Consider the following 20,715-nt stretch of genomic DNA (forward strand, 5'->3'; position numbering starts at 1 on the left):
CTTTCAAAGGCTTACGAGCAATTGTTAACAGCCCCTGGCAATGATTAAAAACACTGCTCAAAAACACCTCATTTCGTCATGTGATTGCTTTATTCAGGCCCGCGCCCACAAATCTACGCCCATGGTCTACTGGTTGCGTAACCGAAACGGCCTAAAGTGGTTTACAAGCACACTAAGAATAAACACTGACACGGTGAGGTGGAGTTAATGATTTACAACGCAGAATTTACACGCTCGATCAGCAAACCGGACGATTTCTGGCGTGAAAAAGCCGCCGACATCGAATGGATTAAATTTCCGCACACCATCTGGCAGGCTAAAGACAATGGCCACGGTGACTGGTTTACCGATGGCGAGCTGAACACCAGTGACATTGCTCTGGACGCCAACCTTCGCGCTGGCCGTGGTGAACAAACCGCACTGATTTACGACTCACCGGTAACCAATACCCAGCAAAGCTATACCTACAATCAGCTGACAGATGAAGTCGCGCGTTTTGCCGGCGCCCTGAAGGCCCGCGGCATCGAAAAGGGCGACCGCGTCGTTATTTATATGCCGATGATCCCTCAGGCGGTGATTGCGATGCTGGGCTGTGCTCGTATTGGCGCGGTTCATTCGGTGGTGTTTGGCGGCTTTGCGGCCCACGAGCTGGCCGTTCGCATTGACGATGCAACGCCCAAGGCACTCATTACCGCATCTTGCGGCATCGAAGTCAGCAAGGTGATTTTCTACAAACCATTGGTGGATAAGGCTCTGGAACAGGCTAAACATAAACCTGAGCTGTGTGTTGTGTATCAGCGCCCGGAAGCACTGGCCAGCCTGCAAAGCCCGAGAGATGTGGATTGGAACGAACTTGTTCGCGATGCCGAGCCAGCTGCCCCGGTCGCCGTCAAATCGACCGATCCGCTGTACATTCTTTACACCTCCGGCACCACCGGTAAACCCAAAGGTGTGGTGCGGGACAACGGCGGCCACGCCGTGGCCCTTAAATACAGCATGAAGCTGGTCTACGACGCCAGCCCCGGTGATGTGTTCTGGACCGCATCGGATGTGGGCTGGGTGGTGGGTCACAGCTACATTGTTTATGCGCCCCTGTTTGCCGGCTGCACAACCGTACTGTATGAAGGCAAACCGGTTCGCACCCCCGACGCAGGCGGTTTCTGGCGCGTGATCCAGGATCACAAGGTCAATATTCTATTTACCGCCCCAACCGCTTTTCGCGCGGTGCGCAAAGAAGATCCTGAGGCAAATTTTTTAAAGAAATACGACATCAGCTCGCTGAAGCGGATTTATCTGGCCGGCGAGCGCCTGGACCCGGCCACCTACGACTGGCTCCGTGAGCATACTCATTTGCCCGTGCTCGACCACTGGTGGCAAACCGAGACCGGCTGGGCCATTTGCGGCAACCCCGCCGGTATCGAAATGATGACCACTAAGCCCGGTTCCGCCACTATGCCGTCCCCCGGCTACGATGTTCAGATTGTCGATTTACGCGGGAACCAAATGCCGGCGGGTGAACAGGGCCAGATCGCGATAAAACTGCCACTGCCACCGGGCTGTCTGCAAACCGTTTGGGGTGATGACAAGCGTTTCCGTGAGAGTTATCTCGACGCTATTCCCGGCTTTTACAGCACCGGTGATGGCGGTTTTGAAGATGAAGACGGTTATATTTTCGTTATGGGCCGCACCGACGACGTGATTAACGTAGCCGGCCACCGGCTATCTACCGGTGAAATGGAAGAAGTGGTGTCGTCTCATCCAGCTGTGGCCGAATGCTGCGTGGTAGGTGTTCATGACGAAATGAAAGGCCAGATTCCGATCGGGCTGGTGCTGATTAAAGACGGCGCCACCATTGACCATGACGAACTGGAAGATGAACTGGTAGAAATGATGCGTGAAAAAATTGGTGCCATTGCCTGTTTTAAGCGAGCTATGGTGGTTGAACGTTTGCCAAAAACACGCTCTGGCAAGATTCTGCGCCGAGTTATACGACAGATTGCAGACGGCGAAGCCTACAGTGTGCCAAGCACCATCGATGACCCGTCCATTCTGGAAGAAATCAGCGACCAGTTCCGGCCTCGGTAAATATTCCAAAACAGCGCCCGAAAGGGCGTTGACGGCGCCTTCGTCGGGTCTATACTGCAATGGCAGTACCAAAACCCCTACCGGGGAAAATCAGAAAAAGCTCCGTGTATAGGAGCTCATGTGAAATACAGGAAAGATCGATGTCTGAGACCACAACGGGCCACGTGAAGTGGTTCAACGAAGCAAAAGGCTTTGGCTTTATCGCCCAGGAAGACGGCAGTGACGTATTCGTTCACTTCAGCGCCATCAACGCAGACGGTTTTCGCACCCTGGCTGAAGGCCAGAAAGTACAGTTTACTGTAACCGACGGCCCTAAAGGCCCGCAGGCAGAGAACGTAACGCCTGTTTGATATGGGCTGTCGCTGATGAAACGTGACCAGTCAGAAAAACGGGCCGATGATTCACCGGCCCGTTTTTTATGGCTAATGTTAAGATCAGACGCTTAACGCCTTATCGGCCGCTTTTGCGCTAGCGTGAACACCGGGCACAACTTGGGCCACCGCATTCAATAACGCCTGCAAGGTCGCCGACGTGGTGTCTTCCGCCAGGGCTGCTGCGCTGCACGTCTGGCCGTTAGCCTGCAAACGAATACACGCCATGGCATTGGCCGAAGTGCCTGCACCCAAGGCGAACTCGTCGTAAGCCTCTACCGCCAGGGTAATGGAAAAACGCTGGGCCAGCGCCGCTGCCACGGCTTCCACCGCCCCGGACCCATAGCCTTGTAACGTTACCGGTTTATTTTCATTGCCTATTACCAAATCTGCGCGCACGCCCTCTTCGTTGCGATGAAGATCGTAAGTGCGCAATGCCCAGTCTGCCGGCACGGCAAGGTAGCGAGCTTCAAACAGGCGGTGAATGCTCATCGAATCGATCTCGCCGCCGTTGTTTTCCGCTTCACGCTGCACCACTTTGCTGAATTCAATTTGCAGCCAACGGGGCAAGCTGATGTTGTAATCCCGCTCCAGCACAAAAGCCACGCCGCCCTTGCCAGACTGGCTATTGATGCGCACCACCTCGTCATAGCGACGGCCCAGGTCGAACGGATCAATCGGCAGATAGGCCACATTCCAGGCATCGCCTTCTTTACGCTGGGCCAGACATTTGCGGATAGCGTCCTGATGGCTGCCAGAAAACGCGGTGAATACCAGCTCGCCGGCGTAGGGGTGGCGTGGATGGGTCGAAATTTCGGTGCAGGCTTCAACCACCTCGGTAATGTCAGCCATGCCGGACAAATCCAGGGTTGGGTCAATCCCCTGCGAATACAGGTTCATCGCCATGGTCACCAGATCCATATTACCGGTGCGTTCGCCGTTCCCCATCAGCGTTCCTTCCACCCGATCAGCGCCCGCCATGACCGCCAGTTCGGCTGCGGCGACGCCACAACCCCGGTCATTGTGCGTGTGCACGCTGATGCTCAGATGCTCGCGGCGCTGGATAGTATCGCAAATCCACTCAATCTGATCGGCAAATACGTTGGGCGTGGCCATCTCTACCGTGGCAGGCAGGTTAATAATGACCGGCTGACCTTGGTCCGGGCGCCACACTTCGGTCACTGCATCGATGACTTCAGCGGCAAAATCCAGCTCGGTGCCGGTAAAGCTCTCCGGCGAATACTGAAAGGTCCATTCGGTGTTCGGGTAACCGGCGGCCAGCTCCTTCACCAAACGCGCGCCTTCTACTGCAATATCACGGATGCCATCACGGTCTAATCCGAACACCTGCTGACGCTGCACGGTGGAAGTGGAGTTATAAACGTGCACAATGGCTTTTTTGGCGCCTTCCAGTGCTTCGTAAGTGCGCTTGATCAGCGTCGGCCGCGCCTGGGTCAGCACCTGAATCTTTACATCGTCAGGAATACGCCCTTCTTCGATCAGCTTGCGGCAGAAATCAAAGTCCGGCTGACTGGCTGCGGGAAAACCGATCTCGATTTCCTTGAAGCCCAGCTTTACCAGCAAATCAAACATCCGCTGTTTCTGGCTGACCGACATAGGTTTGACCAGAGCCTGGTTGCCATCCCGCAAATCAACCGCGCACCAAGTGGGCGCGCGCTCAATCACACGATCGGGCCAGCGCCGGTTGGTTTTGGCAATGGGCTTGAAGGAGGCGTACTTACGATGATCAAAAGCCATACAATGGTTTCCTTTTGCGGATGCAGACTGCCGATTACAGAACACAATATTACACAAAAAGTCGCCGCAGGTGATTGCTAATGAAGGCTATAAACCGGACTATAAAGCTATTAAATATTGCGAAAGATGAGGTTAGTGGCAGAATATGCTTAATAAATCCGAAACCCTGATCGCACTGGACAAGACCGACCGAAAAATTCTGGACCATCTGCAAAAAGACGGCTCGCTCACTAACCAACAGCTGGCCGACAAAGTCGGGCTGTCGCCGTCGCCCTGCCTGCGCCGGGTGCGTGCGCTGGAGCAAAGCGGCGTGATCGTGCGCACGGCAACCATTCTTAATCACAAAAAACTCGGGCTGGCGCTCACCGCCATCATTCTGATCGGCATGGACCAGCACACACCGGAACGTTTTGCGGCGTTTGAGGAGGCCGTCAGCGCCTATCCGGAGGTGCTGGAGTGCTACCTGATTACCGGCCACGATGCGGACTACATGCTCAAAGTGGTGGTGCCGGATATGGACCATTACCATCACTTTCTGCTGAACCAGATAACCCGTATTGCCGGGGTGAGCGGCGTGCATTCAAGCTTTGTGCTGCGCCGGGTTCTGGATAACACGGCCCTGCCCTTAGGTTACTTGTCGTGAAATGCCCGGCCGGTGTCTGTACCTGCCTGTTGTGGCTCCGTACAATAGAACCCATTATTTTTGAGGCTTCGGCCTCTCCATGAATCACTCCTGACGGAACCCAAAATGCGAGCCAGCCGTTATCTGATTGCCACCCAGAAAGAAACACCCGCCGACGCGGAGATTATCAGCCACCAGCTGATGCTGCGTGCCGGTTTGGTCCGCAAGCTAGCCGCCGGGCTTTATACCTGGCTACCCATGGGCCTGCGTACCCTGCGCAAAGTTGAGCGCATTGTGCGCGAGGAAATGGACCGCAGCGGCGCGCAAGAACTGCTGATGCCAGCGGTGCAGCCGGCGGAACTGTGGCGGGAATCCGGCCGTTGGGACGAATACGGCGGCGAACTGCTGCGCATGAACGATCGCCACGGCCGCGAGTTTTGCTTTGGCCCTACCCACGAAGAAGTGATTACCGACCTGATCCGCAACGAGCTGAAAAGTTATAAGCAGCTGCCAGCCAACTTCTTTCAAATTCAGACAAAATTCCGTGACGAGCGCCGCCCCCGTTTTGGCGTGATGCGCGCACGGGAGTTCATCATGAAAGACGCCTATTCATTTCACATCAGTGCGGAATCCCTGGAAGAGACTTATCAGCTGATGCACCGCACCTACTGCGCTATATTTGATCGCCTGGGCCTGGATTACCGCCCCGTGCAGGCAGACTCTGGCGCCATTGGCGGCAGTGGCTCCCAGGAATTCCACGTGCTGGCCTCTTCTGGTGAAGACGCCATTGTGTTCAGCACTGACAGCGACTACGCGGCGAATATAGAGAAAGCTGAGGCTGTCGCACCCGTCGGCGAGCGCCCCGCGCCCTCCCAAGCGATGACCGAAGTGGCGACGCCGGGCCAACGCACCATTGCCGACATTACCCAGTTCCTGAAAGGAGACGCCTCCCAAACCGTGAAAACGCTGCTGGTGAAAGCCGAAGCGGCAGCCGGTGCCGAAGAAGGCAGTGACCCGGGATTGGTGGCACTGGTTCTGCGCGGCGACCACACCCTGAACGAGATCAAGGCGGAAAATTTGGTCGGCGTAGCCGACCCATTGGCTATGGCCACGGATGAGGAAATCCAGCGCGCCACCGGATGCGAACCTGGCTCGATCGGACCGGTGAATCTTTCGGTGCCGGTGATTGTCGACCGCAGCGCAGCGCACTTGGCGGACTTTGTCTGCGGGGCCAACAAGAATGACGTGCACCTGACCGGCGTAAACTGGCAACGCGACCTACCATTGGGCCGGGTGGAAGACCTGCGCAACGTGCTGGAAGGCGATGCCAGTCCTTGTGGCCAGGGCACCCTGGTCATTCGCCGCGGTATTGAAGTAGGCCATATTTTCAAGCTGGGCAACAAATACAGCAAGGCGCTTAACGCCACGGTGCTGGACGAAAATGGCAAAACCGCCACTATGGACATGGGCTGCTACGGCATTGGCGTGTCGCGGATTGTGGCGGCGTCAATCGAGCAAAATCACGATGACCGCGGCATTATATGGCCCGACGCCATCGCGCCCTTCCGGGTTGCCGTGGTGCTGCTAAACGGCCATAAATTGCCAACGGTGGCCGAAGCCGGAGAAAAGCTTTACCAACAGCTGCAAGAAGCCGGTTACGATGTGCTGCTAGACGACCGCAACGAGCGGCCCGGGGTGAAATTCGCGGATATGGAGCTGACGGGTATCCCCCATCGCTTTGTGGTGTCTGACCGCGGGCTGGAAGCCGGCACTCTGGAATACAAGGGCCGTCGCGATGCCAATAAACAGGACATTGCCCTGGCGGATGCAATTCCCTTTCTGAAGAGTGTTTCACCGCTATAACATTTTAAACAGCAACAGAAGCGCCTCATGAAAAAACCCTGACCGCCGAAACGCACCAGGGTTTTTTTAGGAGTAACCGATCAGCCAGGCTAATCAATGGCAGGCTGTGTTAGCGGTTCCTGCTCCAGTTCAACGCCAAAGCGCGCCTGGACCGACTCACGTATTTCCTGAGCCAGCGCCAGCAACTGTGCTCCGTTACCGCCGCCGTGGTTGATTAACACCAAAGCCTGGCGGTTGTGCACGCCAACCCATTTATTGCGATAGCCTTTCCAACCGCACTGCTCAATCAGCCAGCCCGCCGCTAGTTTCACGCCCTGACCGTGTGGCAGTGGGTAGGCCACCAGATCTGAAAAACGGCTTTGCAGCTGTTCAAACACCTTTTGGCTGACCACCGGGTTTTTAAAAAAGCTGCCGGCGTTTGGCAGGCGCTGCGGATCTGGCAGTTTGCGGCGGCGAACGGCCATCACTGCTTCGGCCACGTCTTCAGCGTTTAATTTTGCCACGGGCGTGTCGCCAAAGTACGCCGCCAGCTCGCCGTAACCCAACTGGAAAGGCCGGCTGCGCGACAGGCGCAGATGCACATCCAGAATCAGATACCGTTCGGGCTGCTGTTTAAACAGGCTGTCACGGTAGGCAAAATTGCACGTTTCTGCGCTTAGGGTAACTGGCTTTCCGCTGCTACGATCCAGAGCGGTGACACACACCAGCGTGTCTGCCAGCTCCACGCCGTAAGCGCCAATGTTTTGTACCGGTGCGGCACCGCAGGTGCCGGGAATCAGCGCTAGGTTTTCGATGCCGCGATAGCCACTGCGGGCGGCGTACAAAACCGCGTCATGCCAGTTTTCACCGGCGCCCAACACCAGCGTGGCCGCCTCGGCACTGATATCGTGCCAGTGCCGTCCGGCCAAGGCCATGTGCACAACCAGGCCATCAATGTCGGCGCGGAACACTAGATTACTGCCACCGCCGACAATCAGCACCGGCAAATTTTTTTCATCAGCCCAGGCCAGCGTGGCACCAACCTGTTCACGATGGGTAATGCGAGCGAAATAGCGGGCACTGGCCGCAATAGCCAGGGAGTTATGGGGCGTTAAATCTACCCTTTCCCGTATTTCTGGCCGGGTGTTCACCCTAGCTTCCCGCGAATGTCATTCAGCAGACCTTCACCGGCTTGATGGATCAATTCGAGCACGTGTTGAAAACCATCGTCTGCACCGAAGTACGGATCTGGCACTTCCTGGTCATCAAAATCAGCAAAGTCCAGGAACAGCCGTGGCACTGTGCCCCCGTTCTGATGCCAGATTTCTTTCACGTCTGCCAGATTCTGGCGGTCCATCACCAATACATAGTCAAAACTGTCCAGGTCTTCGACCTCGAACTGACGCGCTCTCAGGCCGCTGATATCAATACCGATTCGACCAGCCGCGGTTACTGCGCGCTCATCCGGGCCTTTGCCAATGTGCCAGTCACCGGTACCGCAAGAATCAATACGTACCTGCGGTTCAAGGCCGGCGGCCGCTACCTGTTTGCGAAACACGCCTTCGGCGGTGGGTGAGCGGCAAATGTTACCCAGACACACAAATAAAACGCTAACAGAGGCTGCCATTACGTTGTCTCCTGCTTGTTCAAAAAAGCCCTTACCCGTTGCAGATCCGCCTCGGTGTCTACCCCGGCTGGCGGGCTGACGGCCGCCAAATCGACATGAATGCGAGCACCGTTATAAAGCGCACGCAGCTGTTCCAACGCTTCAACCTGTTCGGCGGGCGCCGCTGGCCAGCGCACAAAATCCGCCAGTACGCCGGCGCGATAGCCATAAATGCCGATATGGCGAAAATAACCAAAATTGTCTGGCAGATCCCGATTTACAGTGTTGCCTGTACCGACCGCCGTGGCCCAGCCATCGCGATACCAGGGTATGGGCGCGCGGCTGAAATAATGTGCCATCCCCTGCTGGTCGAAAACCACTTTCACCACGTTGGGATTAAACACCGACTCAGTATCGTGAAGGCGCTCACACAGAGTGGCAATGGCCGCTTCGGGGTGCAATTCCAGATTGTCTGCCACCTGGTTGATCAACACGCTGGGGATCAGTGGTTCATCCCCTTGTACATTTATTACCCGGTGGTCTTCGTCCAAATTCAAGGCCTGTGCCACTTCAGCCAGACGGTCGGTACCGCTGACATGGCCAGCCGAGGTCATGACGACTTCGGCACCAAAGCGCTCGCAGGCTTGCTGTACCCGCGCGTCGTCGGTGGCAATCACCACTCGCCCGGCGCGGCTTTCCTGCGCCCGCTGCCACACATGTTGAATCATCGGCTGGCCGCCAATGTCTGCCAGGGGTTTGCCTGGCAAGCGGCTTGAGCCGAAGCGCGCGGGAATCACGACGGTAAAGGACATGAATGGCTCCTCGCTCAGCTTTTGTGCAGGCGTTCATCGGTGCTCAGGGTGCGGGCTTCGGTGGCCAGCATCACCGGAATACCTTCGCGCAAGGGAAACGCCATGGCGTCCTGATAGCACAACAGTTCGGTTTTTTCGTCGTTGAGCTTGAGCTCGCCTTTACACACCGGGCACGCCAGCAGTGCCAGCAGTTTTTTATCCATGATGATGGTCTCGTTCTGTTGCAACGGAAGCAGCCGCCAGCGGGCCGCTTTTATTCGGGTGCAGCTGGCGCCAACGGGCCAACTGGCTCAACAGCCGGCGGCCAAATTCGGCAGGCAGCTGGGCTTCAATCATCAGAGCGTAAGCGTTGTCAGGTGCAAAATCCTGGCACTTCACCGCGTCTTTGGCAGTCATTACCAGCCATTCACCACTGTCGGTTTTCAGATCGCCCGGTTTAAAACGGTGATGGTCGGCAAAAGCCCGCGGCCTTACCTCTGCGCCCAAGGCGCTGAGGGTGGCAAAAAATCGCGCCGGGTTCCCGATACCCGCCACCGCCAGCAGATTTTGTCCCGCCAGCTTTGTCAGCGGTACCTGCGCACCGCTGGCCAGGTGCAGAAGATGCATCGGGCTAAGATTCATGGTGTAGATTGCCTTGTGTTGCACGCCGGCAAATTGGCTGTGGCGACGAACGCGCGCTCCGGTAGAGCCGTTAAGAATAATATAATCGACCGAGTTCAACCGTTCTGCCGGCTCCCGCAGCGGCCCCACAGGAATGCTGGCGCCATTGCCCAAGCCGCGGCTGGCGTCGAATACGGCCAGTTCTATGTCACGGGGCAGAGCGTAGTGCTGAAGACCGTCGTCGCACACCAGAACATCGCCCAATCTCTGATCAATGGCGTAGTGCGCTGCGCGCAGCCGTTGCGGATCTACCACCACCGGGCAGCCAGTGGCCCGTGCCAGCATAACGGGTTCATCACCGGCGATACTGGCGTTGCTATCGGCACTCACAAAAAGCGGGTATTGCGAGGACTTGCCACCGTAGCCGCGGCTGAGAATCACCGGCGTCCAGCCCGCGTTGCGCAATTGCGTTACCAGCCAGGCCGTAAGCGGCGATTTACCGGTGCCACCGGCGGTAATATTACCCACCACCACCACCGGAGCCGTTAACGACGGGGCCCGATTTTTCAACGCTTTGCGCCTGCGCGATTCAGCAATGCGCCGGTAAAGCCAGGCCAGTGGCGCCAGGAATCCCAGCGGGCGATTTTGGCTATACCACAACCGATCGACCAGCGAACTCATACCCGCTTACCGTTGGTCATGCGTGCTCGCTGAATTGCATTTGATGCAATTGGGCATAGGCGCCGCCCTGGTCCAGCAACTCCTGATGGCGGCCAGATTCCACTATGCGGCCATTGTCCATCACCAGTATGCGATCGGCGTTTTCAATGGTCGACAGGCGGTGAGCAATCACCAAGGTGGTGCGGCCTTTCATCACCGTTTCCATAGCGTTCTGGATGTAGCGCTCAGATTCGGTATCCAGCGCCGATGTGGCTTCGTCCAGAATTAGAATGGGTGCGTCTTTCAGCAGCGCCCTGGCAATGGCCAGGCGCTGGCGCTGGCCCCCGGAAAGCATAACGCCGTTGTCGCCAATCATAGTATTCAGACCCTCAGGCATGCGGTCGATAAATTCCAGAGCGTGCGCTTTGCCAGCGGCTTCGCGAATGGCCTCGGGGCTGCAATCGCGCAGCGCCCCGTAGGCAATGTTCGCTGCAATCGTATCGTTAAACAAGACGACGCTCTGAGTAACCAACGCTATCTGAGCGCGCAGGGCCTGCAGCGTAAAGTCTTCCAGCAAATGGCCGTCAATACGGATTTCGCCGTCGGTGTAATCGTAAAATCGCGGCAACAGGCTCACCAGCGTGGATTTGCCACTGCCACTGCGGCCGACCAGGGCAACGCTCTGCCCCGCCGGAACTGTCAGCGAGATGTTGTCCAACACTTTGTCGAGCTGGTCGCGATAGCTGAAGCCCACGTTACGAAATTCGATGTCGCCTTTAACCCGCTGCGGGGCAAAGGTGCCGAAATCCGGCTCCGGGCGTTCGTCCAGGGTTTCAAACACGTCGTAGGCTGCCGCAAGGCCCTTCTGGATTTTTGAATGCACGGAAGTCACTTGGCGAATAGGCTTGGCCATAGTTGTTGCTGCGGTAATAAAGGCGACTAATTGACCGGTACTCATTTCGCCGCGAATGGTCGGCGACAACATAGTCCACACCAGCGCCGCAATCGCAATGGCCACCAGAACCTGAATCACAGGCACGCTAATGGCCTGGGTAGACGACATTTTCAAGCTTTGCTTCAGATTGCCTTCGCTGACCTTCTGAAAACGCTTTCGTTCGAAGTCTTCACCGCCAAAGGTGCGCACCACTCGATAACCGCTGATTGATTCCGACGCAACGTGGGTAATGTCGCCCATGGAGCCCTGAATGCGTTTGCTGATTTTGCGGAAGCGCTTGCTGGCGTAGCTGACCACCGCTCCGATCAGCGGCCCTACCGCCAGAAATACCAGCGTGAGTTTCCAGTTGGTGTAAAGCATGTAGCCCAGCAGCCCGACGATGGTCAGGCCTTCGCGAAAGGTAATGGTGATAGCGTCGGTTGCGGCTTCAGCCACTTGTTCCACGTTAAAGGTCAGCTTCGACACCAGTCGGCCGGCCGCGTTGTCATCAAAGTAGCGCGACGGCAAGGTAAGCATACGGTCAAATACATCGGTGCGCAGGGCATTGATGACGTTACGACCCACGTAGCTGATGAAATATTGGCTCAAGAAGGTGCCCAGGCCACGAAACGCGAACACCCCGACAATCAGCAGGGTTAAAATCAGCCGATTCTGCTCGGTCGGATTTTCAATGGCCTTGATGACGTATTCCATGGCCGCCGCCATGCCGGTCGACGCCGCGGCATAAATTACGTTGCCGATTATCGCCAGGGTAAACGCTATCCAAAAGGGTTTCACATAGCGTAAAAGGCGCTTGTAGGTGTGCCAACTGCCTTCTGGCATCTTACCCGGGTTTTTAAGCTCTGGGTCTGCGGAGCTTTTGGGGCTTTTGGGGTTTGTCGGGCCTGGTGACCTTGCTGCACTCACTGGGATTGGGCCTCACGTTCGGTGGTGATGCTGAGTTTCGCGAAACCCAAGCGACCGGCCGCATCCATCGCCCGCACCACAAACTCGTGGGGTGTACGGGCATCGGCGGTGATAATGAACGGCAATGATGTGTCTGCGTCGGCCAACTCCCGAATGCCTCGTTCCAGCGTTTCGCGGCGATTGTTCACCAGCGGTTTGTCGTTCAGCAGGTATTGGCCATCGGCGCTAATCACCACATCAATCTGTTCGACTTCTGCCGGCGGCGCCGGGTTACCGCTTGCTTGCGGCAATTCCACCTGAAGATGACTTTCCCGGGTGAACGTTGTCGATACCATAAAAAAAATCAACAACAAAAACACCACGTCGATCAGCGGTGTCAGGTCCATAGCCACGTGCTGGCTGCGCTGGCGCTTGAACTTCACTGGGTTCAGGCTCCTTTTACGTCAATTTCGCGGTCGCCGTGTACCACTTCCACCAGTTTGATGGCCTCTTGCTCCATGTTTACTACCAGGGCATCTACCCGGCGGATAAAGTAGCGATGGGCAATCAACGCGGGAATAGCCACACTGAGGCCAGAGGCTGTTGTTATCAGGGCTTCGGAAATACCGCCAGCCAGATTGCCAGCATTGCCTACGCCGGCCAACTGAATTTCCGCAAACACTTTGATCATGCCGATGACCGTGCCCAAAAGGCCCAGCAACGGCGTTATGGTTGCAACGGTGCCCAGTGGGTTCAGAAACCGCTCGAGCTGATGAACCACCTGACTGGCTTCGTGCTCGATGCTTTCTTTCATTACCTCACGGCCGTGCTTGGCGTTCAGCAAACCGCTGGCAAGCACACGCCCCATGGGTGACGACGCCTGCAGGGTTTTCAGGCGTTTGCCGTTCAGCTCTTTTTTCTTGATCCAACGCCACAGCTCATTCAGCACCTCTGGCGGCGCGATCCGGCTGTCACGAAGGCTCCAGAAACGTTCAAGGATGATGGCCAATGCCAGCACAGAACAAAATAGTATGGGCACCATCAAAATGCCACCGGCTTTTAAAAGCTCGAACACGCTCGGTCTCCTGGTCAATTACAAGCCGCGCTACTTTAGCATAGCTGTCGGTATTTTTTGCATAGCGACTATTGTGTGACGTTGCGCAACCGTTCCAGACACCGCGCGCGTGCCAGACCGGGGCCACTGATCCAAAATGGCGCGCTTTGTTGCACCTGACGGATTACCAGCCCGTCAGATTTTACCCCCATAATCACGGCTCCAGCGCAAGCGGTATTGATCTGATGGCTACCGGCCAATTCATAACGGCGGGTAACCTGCGGGTGCGGGTGGCCGTAACGATGGCGGTAACCGGCGGTGTAAATAACGGTATCGGGCGATAGAGCCTGAATTAGAACGTCGGACGACGACGTTTTGCTGCCGTGGTGGGGCGCCAACAGCACTCGATTAATGGCGTTACGCGCCTTTTGCGTTTTTTGCGCAGACTGATCATTTAGATAGCTCAAGTATTCGGCTTCTTCCCTGACGGTAATATCACCGGTTAATAGCCACTCGGTCGCCGAGTCTGGGTCACGAATGCGTAGCACGCAGGACGCCCCGTTACCCTCTTTGGCGCGATCTGAGCGCCAGAAATTCAGCTCCAGTCGCCCCAGCATCAGGGTTTGCCGCCTGCAGTCTGTCACTTTTCTGACCAGCCCGGCCTGCCCCAGGCGACCGGCTGTTTCGGCCGCTTCGCCGCCGATCAAGCGCGCTAACGGCAATTCGGTGACAAGCTGCTCCAGACCACCGCTGTGGTCGCCATCGGCATGGCTCACCACCAGCGTATCCAAGCGCTGCACCCCCAGCGCCCGAAGGTTGGGAAGTATCACCGACTCTACCGCCGAGAACACACCGGGAATGGCTGGACCGGTGTCGTAGAGCAATGCCTGCTTTTGATGACGCACCAGAACCGACAGGCCCTGACCGACATCCCATACGATCACCTGCGGCAGAGGTACGGGGCGATTATCAACCGGCGCCTGAAACCACCCGTGCGACACTAACCAAAGCCCCAAGCACACCGCCAGCGCCAGACGAAAGCCCCGCTGCGGATACCACAAAGCCAACAGCACGACCGCCGCCAACCCGATGGCAGCGGCCACACCCAGTTGAATTATCGGGCTGTCCCAGCCCGCCAACCACTGCAATCCTTGCCATAAAGCTCCCAACACGGTGTCCAGAAGCAGCGTCACCCACACGCTGCTGGCGGGTACAAGCGCCACTAGCAAGGCGCCGCACAACAGCAGCGGCATAACCACCATCGACACCCACGGAATGGCAAACAGATTGGCCACAAACCCCGCCAGCGGCTGATTCTGGCCCAGTAACAGCAGCCCCGGCCATAATCCGGCGAACATGGCAGTCTGCGCCAGCACCAGCGCCAGCACGCCCTGAACCGCGCCAAGGCGCCCGGAGAACACCAGTATCAAAACCGCCACCGCACAAAATGACAGCCAGAAGCCAGCGTCCAGCGGCGAAAACGGATCGGCAATCAACACCACTGTCAGCGCCAGCAGCAGGCTGCGCCAGGGCGGTATGTGCCAGCCTTGCAGCAGCGACCAGCCCAGTACAGCGATCATTAACAGCGCGCGCCGGGTGGGCACGGTAAAGCCGGACATCAACGCGTAGGCCAGGCAGCCAATCATCACCACGCCAAACACCAGGCGCCGCCTGGCACGTTCAGACAGAATGGATTCGGGTACTCGCACCGCACACCGACGCGCCACACATCCAATGCCCAGAGCCACTAGGCCCAGATGCAGACCCGAAATCGCCACCAGGTGAATGGTGCCGGTGGCTTTCAGAGTGTCCCAATGGGCGGGGGTCATGGCGCCGCGATAGCCAATTAGCAAAGACGCCAACAACGGGAAATGCGTGGCTTCGCCAAACTTTGCCGTCACCCAGTTCAGCAGGCGGCGGTGCTGGTAACGGTAACGGCAGTGCAGGCCGCATTCAATGCTGGCATCCGGCACCACCGTGCGCACACTTCCGGTGGCGCGGTAACCGTGACGGAACAGCCAGTCTTCATAGCGGAAACCGGTCAGGTTCAAGCCACCGTGGGGGCGTTTAAGCACAACCGTTATCGTCAGGGTGTGACCGGGTAACTGGTCCGGATGGTCGCCGTACCAGGCCAGGCGTAAGCGGGAGGGTAAAGAGTGCGCCGGTGATGGCGCTTGCACGCTATGCTGGTAAGCGTTTTCCACTAGGCAGAAATCGAACTTTAAACTGTTGAAACTGCCCCGAGCGGGAAGACTGCAGACATAACCGGACACCTCCAGCGGCACCCTTTCCCATGCCGCCGGCAGGCGCTCATGCAGGCGCTGACTGGAGTGCCATGAAGCCCAGGCGGTACCCGCTAACAGAGCCGCAAGCAGAATAAAAGCCGTGCGGCCCCAGCGGTGAGGAAGCAACAGCGCCAGCACGCCGCAACCGGCCATCGCCGCAAACAGTAATTGCCACACTGGCAACACCGACAACCGATACAGTAAGATAACGCCGCAACAGAACGCGATTAGCAAAGGCCCGATAACAAGGCCTCGCGGGCTGCGAGACAGCGGGCGGTTTGAGCCACCGCTGAAAAAATCGCCGGACATTCCTTGTCCTCCTGAATTATGGCACCGGCGCTGTCTCTAACACCGGCCGTTTACACGTCTATAGGCAGAACAACTTCTTATGCCGAAGAGGTTCATGAAACGCTATTTGCCGTCTCCGGAAAAGGTGAGGCAAATGAAATCGCTGAGTTTTCTGGGCGATATTATACAGGAACCCAATCTGTGGCATATCAACCGCCACAGTGTGGCCCGTGCGTTTCTGATAGGCGTGTGGTTCTGCTTTATTCCGATGCCTTTCCAGATGTTTGCATCGGCGCTGTTCGCGGTTTGGTTCAACGCCAACCTGCCGCTGGCGGTGGCACTAGTGTGGATCAGCAACCCGATTACCATGCCCCCGATTTTCTACTTCAACTACAAGCTGGGGGCCTGGATGCTGAACAGGCCACTGCTGGATTTTGAATTCTCGCCGTCACTGGCGTGGATCAGTGAACGTCTGTTGGATATTGGCATACCGCTTTATCTGGGCTCGCTGGTTGTGGCGACGGTGTCTGCCTGTTTCGCTTATTTGATCATTCAGTTGTTATGGCGCAGAAGAGTCCGCGCCAACTGGCGTCTGCGTCGGGGGCAACGCCGCCACTAACCTTCGTGCACCAAACGCCCCTGCTCCAGCCGCATCACTCGCCCCAGACTTCGTGCCATCGACATATCGTGGGTCACCATCACAAACGCCATGCCAAACTGGTCACGCAGCGATTCGATCAATGCGCGCACACCGGCACCGGTGTGTTCATCAAGATTACCGGTGGGTTCGTCCATCAAAACACAGTCGGGCTCGTTCACCAGGGCCCGGGCTATGGCCACGCGTTGACGCTCACCGCCAGACAGCTCGCCCGGCTTGTGTTCCAGGCGTGCGCCCAACCCCACACTGTTCAGCAGAACAGCGGCCTTCTTGCGCGCTAACGCCACGCTGATACCGCCCAACACGCAGGGCATCATCACGTTCTCAAGCGCAGAGAACTCCGGCAACAAATGGTGAAACTGGTACACAAACCCAAGATGCTTGTTGCGAAAGCGCGCCCGCGCAGCTTCTGACAGTTTGTAAATTTCCTTACCGCAAATTTCGATATGGCCCGTTGACGGGCGGTCTAGCCCGCCTAGCAAGTTCAACAGCGTGGTTTTTCCGGAGCCGCTGCTACCGACAATGGCGATTGTTTCACCGGCGGTGACTTGCAACGAGATGTCGGAAAAAATCGTCAGCTTTTCCGGGCCCTGGCTATAGGTGCGGGTCACTTGATTGCAATCAATAACCCAGTTCGCGGTGTTGGTCGTTACGTCTTTTATACTTTTGCTCATAGGTTGGCTCTATTCATATCTAAGCGCGTCTGCCGGGTCGATACGAGACGCACGCCAGGCCGGGTAAATAGTGGCCAGCAGACTCATGGCCAGGCCACTACCGCTGATGATCATGACGTCTTCCCACAGCAGCTGGGACGGCAAGTAACTGATAAAATAGACGTCGGCACTGAGGAACTGATGGCCCAGTGCGCCCTCCAGCCAACTGATGAACGCGCTGATGTTGAGTGCACCCAGAATACCAAGCACAGTGCCCACCAGGGTTCCGAAAACGCCGATGACCGCGCCCTGCACAATAAAGATTCGCATGATACGCGCGGGTGTCGCGCCCATGGTGCGTAAAATGGCAATGTCTGCGGTTTTGTCGGTGACCACCATGACAAGAGTGGACACAATATTGAATGCCGCCACCGCCACAATGAACATCAGCAACAGGCCAATCATGGTTTTTTCCATTCGTATAGCCTGGAATAGATTGCCGTGGGTGCGGGTCCAGTCGGATACGTAATAGCGCCCGGTAAGCAGCTGCGCCGCCTGCTCTGCCACCCGCGGCGCGGCGAACAGGTCGTCTACCAACAAACGGATACCCTGGGCTTTACCGTCTGTGCGCATCAGTTTGGCGGCGTCGTCCATGTGAATCAGAGTGTAACTGCCGTCTAGTTCGGCACCCACGCTGAACACGCCCTTTACGGTAAAGCGCTTCAATCGCGGCAATACGCCAGCCGGCGTTACCGACGCCTCAGGCAGCACCACGGTTATTTTGTCACCCAGCTGCAGGCGCAGGCTGGACGCCAAAAAGCGCCCGATAATGATGCCGAATTCGCCAGACTTCAGATCGTCCAGGCTGCCCTGCTCCATGTGGTCTTCAATAATCGATACGGTTCGCTCCTGGTCTGGCAAAATGCCGTTCAACAGCACGCCGCGCACCACTCCGCCGCCGGTGACCATGGCCTGGCCCTGAATAAACGGCGCCGCCGCCAACACTCGCGGGTGTTTCTCGACTGCTGCGTCTACCGCTTCCCAGTTTTCAAGCGGGCCAGCGCCCTCGATAATAGCGTGGGGCACCATACCCAGAATGCGCTGTTTTAGCTCGCGATCGAAACCGTTCATGACTGACAACACGATAATCAGCACCGCAACGCCCAGCATCAAGCCGATCATAGAGGTGAGTGAAATAAACGAAATAAAGTGATTGCGGCGTTTGGCAGCGGTATAGCGCAAGCCGATATAAAATGATAAAGGTTTAAACATAAAGCCTTGCCTGCTGCTGGCTGCGACTAATTCGTGATTGATTGAACCCGGTCGTGTTAATGCCTCGCCGGGAACTGCTAAACTTCACCCTACAAATGAACATCCGTATCGGAGTCCTAATGACCCAGCGCAACGATGACAGCGCCAATGCGAAGACACAACGCGAACGGCGGGATTACTTTAGAATCAACGACCGGATTGGATTGGAGGTACACAAACTGCCCACCAGTACCCAAGACGATTTCAGTGCCTTCGGAAATACCCCGTTCACCAGCTTACAGGCCGAATTCAGACGCCTTGACCAAGACATTAAAACCCAACTTGCCGGCTTAAGCGAGCGCGACCGGGCGCTGCAAAGCCTGTTAAAAGCGTTCAACTCCAAGCTGGATATTCTGGCGCGCATTATGGCCTTTGAGCAAAATCCGTTGCAACCGGAGCATTGGCACCAAGCCACGCTCAGCGAGGGTGGCGTTGCCTTTGTTAGCAACGATGACAGCTTGCAGGTGGGCGACCATATTGCCATACGCCTGACTCTGCCGCCGGAACTGTTTCAGCCCCGAGCCGTTGGCGAAGTAGTCGGCGTTAACACCGAAGACTGCGGCGGCACACGGATTCACACCCGCTTTGTGCGCTTGGAAGACAGTGATCGTCAACAACTGGCGCGCCATATCATGCGCTGGCAAATTCGCCAGCGCCAGCAACCGAATGCCGGAACTGCCGAGGCGAATGACCAAAGCGCAGACTAAATTACGTTTTATCCATTTCTCCTGCGGAGTCACCCTGACTATGAAGACCCATCGCTTTTGGCGCTCATTGCTGCGAGCCGGCCTGTTGTCCGCCGTTCTGGCGGCGACCTTGTCGGTGATGCCTGCCAGCACTCAGGAACTGGTTGTTCCACTTGGCCAACAGGGCGACCGCGATGCCAACTCATTGCCACAAACCGGTATGAAGGCCGAGCGCGTGCGCGAGCGCTGGGGCTCACCCGAATCTACCCGCGGCCCGGTAGGCCAGCCGCCCATCAGCCAGTGGCACTACCCGGCTTTTGTGGTGTATTTCGAGAGCGATCGGGTTATTCGCGCGGTTATAAAGCACACGCCCTGACACAGACACAGAAAAGGCCGCAAAGTTTCGCCAGTAGATCCTGACGTGCCGGCGCCTGTCCGTTAGAATGGTTTTTTTCAATAGGAAAAAGGTACTGGCCCAGTGAAATCGAAGCCGTTATTACCCGCAGAGTGGGCGCCGCAGAGTGCGGTGATGCTGACCTGGCCCCATCGGAAAAGCGCATGGGCCAGCAGTCTGGCACAGACAGAGCCGGTATTTATGGCGATTGCGCGCGCGGTTTTGCGCTTCGAATCCGCATTGATCAGCTGCGAAGACCCAGAGCAGGCGCAGCGACTGCAGGAACAGCTAAACCAGTATATAGAAACCTCTGGCGTGGCATTCCGCGCTCGGGTTCTGATTGCGCCGTCAGACCACAGCTGGGCACGCGACCACGGCCCTTTAACGGTGTTCACTCACCAAGGCTCGAGGCTGGTCGACTTCGGTTTTAATGCCTGGGGCAATAAGTTTTCGTGGGACAAAGACAACGCCCTGAACAACAGGCTGCTCACGGCCGGTGCGTTTGACGGCAGCACCTTGAAAAGCGTCGAATTCATCCTGGAAGGCGGCGCCATCGACACCGATGGCGAAGGCACTCTGCTGACCACCAGCGAATGCCTGCTAAGCCCCAGCCGCAACCCCGATTACAGCCGCAGCGCCATGGAGAAACTTTTTGGCCAGTTGCTGGGCATTCGCCGGGTGCTCTGGGTTAATCACGGTTACCTGGCCGGCGACGATACCGACAGCCATATAGATACTCTGGCGCGGTTTTGCGCACCCGACCACATCTGTTATGTCGCCTGCCCTGATGAAAGCGACGAGCACTACGGCGCTCTTAGCGCCATGGCCGAAGGCCTGCGCGAATTCCGCCAAGCCAATGGTGCGCCTTACCGTCTGACGCCCCTGCCCTGGCCAGACGCTATCCTTGATGAAAAAGGCCAGCGCCTGCCGGCCACTTACGCCAACTTTCTGATCATCAACGGCGCGGTGTTGCTGCCAGTATACGATGTACCACAAGATGCCGCAGCGATTGCCACATTGCAGAATCTGTTCCCAGACCGCGAAATCATAGCCATACCCTGTCGCCCGCTGCTTCAGCAAGGTGGCAGCCTGCACTGCGTGACGATGCAATTGCCTGCGGGCGTAATAACCAGATAGCGCCGCAACTGTTTTTTCCTGAGCAACCGGCGTATTGCCTTTTACGCAGACAT

Annotated in this window: 20 protein-coding genes; 8 read left to right on the plus strand and 12 right to left on the minus strand. The window is 56.9% G+C overall.

All coding sequences use genetic code 11. The features are described from left to right. Positions 1–207: 207 nt before the first annotated feature. Both MIH19_RS12460 and MIH19_RS12465 read left to right on the plus strand, forming a co-directional pair. Positions 208–2,085, plus strand: coding sequence for a propionyl-CoA synthetase (locus MIH19_RS12460; protein WP_249005192.1), 1,878 nt, complete (start codon positions 208–210; stop codon positions 2,083–2,085). 140 nt (positions 2,086–2,225) lie between these two features. Continuing rightward, the gene (locus MIH19_RS12465; RefSeq protein ID WP_007352080.1) at positions 2,226–2,435 is read left to right on the plus strand and encodes a cold shock domain-containing protein; all 210 of its coding nucleotides are present in this window, start codon (positions 2,226–2,228) and stop codon (positions 2,433–2,435) included. A gap of 84 nt (positions 2,436–2,519) precedes the next feature. On the opposite strand, the gene leuA is transcribed toward MIH19_RS12465, so the two are convergent. Continuing rightward, a complete protein-coding gene (leuA, locus tag MIH19_RS12470; RefSeq protein ID WP_249005193.1) occupies positions 2,520–4,214 on the minus strand; it encodes a 2-isopropylmalate synthase in 1,695 nt (564 codons plus the stop codon). Positions 4,215–4,359: 145 nt separating this feature from the next. Between leuA and MIH19_RS12475 the strand changes: the two genes are divergently transcribed. Together MIH19_RS12475 and MIH19_RS12480 are read left to right on the plus strand one after the other, a co-directional pair. Beyond that, the gene (locus tag MIH19_RS12475) at positions 4,360–4,857 is read left to right on the plus strand and encodes an Lrp/AsnC family transcriptional regulator (protein WP_249005194.1); all 498 of its coding nucleotides are present in this window, start codon (positions 4,360–4,362) and stop codon (positions 4,855–4,857) included. 105 nt (positions 4,858–4,962) lie between these two features. Next, entirely contained in the window at positions 4,963–6,699 is a 1,737-nt protein-coding gene (locus tag MIH19_RS12480; RefSeq protein WP_249005195.1) for a proline--tRNA ligase, read from the plus strand. A gap of 89 nt (positions 6,700–6,788) precedes the next feature. Here the strand turns inward: MIH19_RS12480 and murB are convergent, their stop codons facing one another. The 9 genes from murB to MIH19_RS12525 all read right to left on the minus strand — a co-directional run bounded on the left by murB (position 6,789) and on the right by MIH19_RS12525 (position 15,844). Continuing rightward, on the minus strand, positions 6,789–7,829 hold the full coding sequence (gene murB / locus MIH19_RS12485) for a UDP-N-acetylmuramate dehydrogenase (protein ID WP_249005196.1): 1,041 nt from the start codon (positions 7,827–7,829) through the stop codon (positions 6,789–6,791). Continuing rightward, complete coding sequence (locus MIH19_RS12490; protein ID WP_249005197.1) at positions 7,826–8,305, minus strand: low molecular weight protein-tyrosine-phosphatase; 480 nt, start codon at positions 8,303–8,305, stop codon at positions 7,826–7,828. The genes murB and MIH19_RS12490 overlap by 4 nt, the downstream gene beginning before the upstream one ends. Continuing rightward, the gene (gene kdsB / locus MIH19_RS12495; protein WP_249005198.1) at positions 8,305–9,096 is read right to left on the minus strand and encodes a 3-deoxy-manno-octulosonate cytidylyltransferase; all 792 of its coding nucleotides are present in this window, start codon (positions 9,094–9,096) and stop codon (positions 8,305–8,307) included. The genes MIH19_RS12490 and kdsB overlap by 1 nt, the downstream gene beginning before the upstream one ends. A 14-nt stretch (positions 9,097–9,110) precedes the next feature. Beyond that, the gene (locus MIH19_RS12500; protein ID WP_007350926.1) at positions 9,111–9,299 is read right to left on the minus strand and encodes a Trm112 family protein; all 189 of its coding nucleotides are present in this window, start codon (positions 9,297–9,299) and stop codon (positions 9,111–9,113) included. Further along, entirely contained in the window at positions 9,292–10,377 is a 1,086-nt protein-coding gene (lpxK, locus tag MIH19_RS12505; RefSeq protein ID WP_249005199.1) for a tetraacyldisaccharide 4'-kinase, read from the minus strand. Before lpxK ends, MIH19_RS12500 begins: the two co-directional genes overlap by 8 nt. Positions 10,378–10,393: 16 nt before the next feature. Continuing rightward, positions 10,394–12,133 carry a lipid A export permease/ATP-binding protein MsbA gene (msbA, locus tag MIH19_RS12510; protein WP_249009001.1) on the minus strand — a complete coding sequence of 580 codons (1,740 nt, stop codon included), beginning with the start codon at positions 12,131–12,133 and terminating at the stop codon, positions 10,394–10,396. 80 nt (positions 12,134–12,213) lie between these two features. Then, on the minus strand, positions 12,214–12,639 hold the full coding sequence (locus tag MIH19_RS12515) for a biopolymer transporter ExbD (protein ID WP_249005200.1): 426 nt from the start codon (positions 12,637–12,639) through the stop codon (positions 12,214–12,216). A gap of 5 nt (positions 12,640–12,644) precedes the next feature. Continuing rightward, positions 12,645–13,271 carry a MotA/TolQ/ExbB proton channel family protein gene (locus MIH19_RS12520; RefSeq protein ID WP_249005201.1) on the minus strand — a complete coding sequence of 209 codons (627 nt, stop codon included), beginning with the start codon at positions 13,269–13,271 and terminating at the stop codon, positions 12,645–12,647. A gap of 68 nt (positions 13,272–13,339) precedes the next feature. Beyond that, positions 13,340–15,844, minus strand: coding sequence for a DNA internalization-related competence protein ComEC/Rec2 (locus MIH19_RS12525; protein WP_249005202.1), 2,505 nt, complete (start codon positions 15,842–15,844; stop codon positions 13,340–13,342). 79 nt (positions 15,845–15,923) lie between these two features. Between MIH19_RS12525 and MIH19_RS12530 the strand changes: the two genes are divergently transcribed. Beyond that, a complete protein-coding gene (locus MIH19_RS12530; RefSeq protein WP_249005203.1) occupies positions 15,924–16,442 on the plus strand; it encodes a DUF2062 domain-containing protein in 519 nt (172 codons plus the stop codon). Here the strand turns inward: MIH19_RS12530 and MIH19_RS12535 are convergent. Next, positions 16,439–17,155 (minus strand): ABC transporter ATP-binding protein, encoded by a 717-nt coding sequence (locus MIH19_RS12535; protein WP_249005204.1) that lies wholly within the window; start codon positions 17,153–17,155, stop codon positions 16,439–16,441. The genes MIH19_RS12530 and MIH19_RS12535 overlap by 4 nt on opposite strands. 9 nt (positions 17,156–17,164) lie before the next feature. Further along, positions 17,165–18,406: a lipoprotein-releasing ABC transporter permease subunit gene (locus tag MIH19_RS12540; RefSeq protein ID WP_249005205.1), complete on the minus strand. Its 1,242-nt coding sequence runs from the start codon at positions 18,404–18,406 to the stop codon at positions 17,165–17,167. A gap of 119 nt (positions 18,407–18,525) precedes the next feature. Here MIH19_RS12540 and MIH19_RS12545 point away from each other — a divergent pair, with 119 nt between their 5' ends. The 3 genes from MIH19_RS12545 to MIH19_RS12555 all read left to right on the plus strand — a co-directional run bounded on the left by MIH19_RS12545 (position 18,526) and on the right by MIH19_RS12555 (position 20,662). Continuing rightward, entirely contained in the window at positions 18,526–19,152 is a 627-nt protein-coding gene (locus MIH19_RS12545; protein ID WP_249005206.1) for a PilZ domain-containing protein, read from the plus strand. A gap of 40 nt (positions 19,153–19,192) precedes the next feature. Then, the gene (locus tag MIH19_RS12550) at positions 19,193–19,507 is read left to right on the plus strand and encodes a hypothetical protein (RefSeq protein ID WP_249005207.1); all 315 of its coding nucleotides are present in this window, start codon (positions 19,193–19,195) and stop codon (positions 19,505–19,507) included. 153 nt (positions 19,508–19,660) lie between these two features. Further along, complete coding sequence (locus MIH19_RS12555; protein WP_249009002.1) at positions 19,661–20,662, plus strand: agmatine deiminase family protein; 1,002 nt, start codon at positions 19,661–19,663, stop codon at positions 20,660–20,662. The last annotated feature ends 53 nt before the right edge of the window (positions 20,663–20,715 follow it).

The organism is Marinobacter sp. M1C (assembly GCF_023314135.1).
Classification (GTDB): domain Bacteria; phylum Pseudomonadota; class Gammaproteobacteria; order Pseudomonadales; family Oleiphilaceae; genus Marinobacter.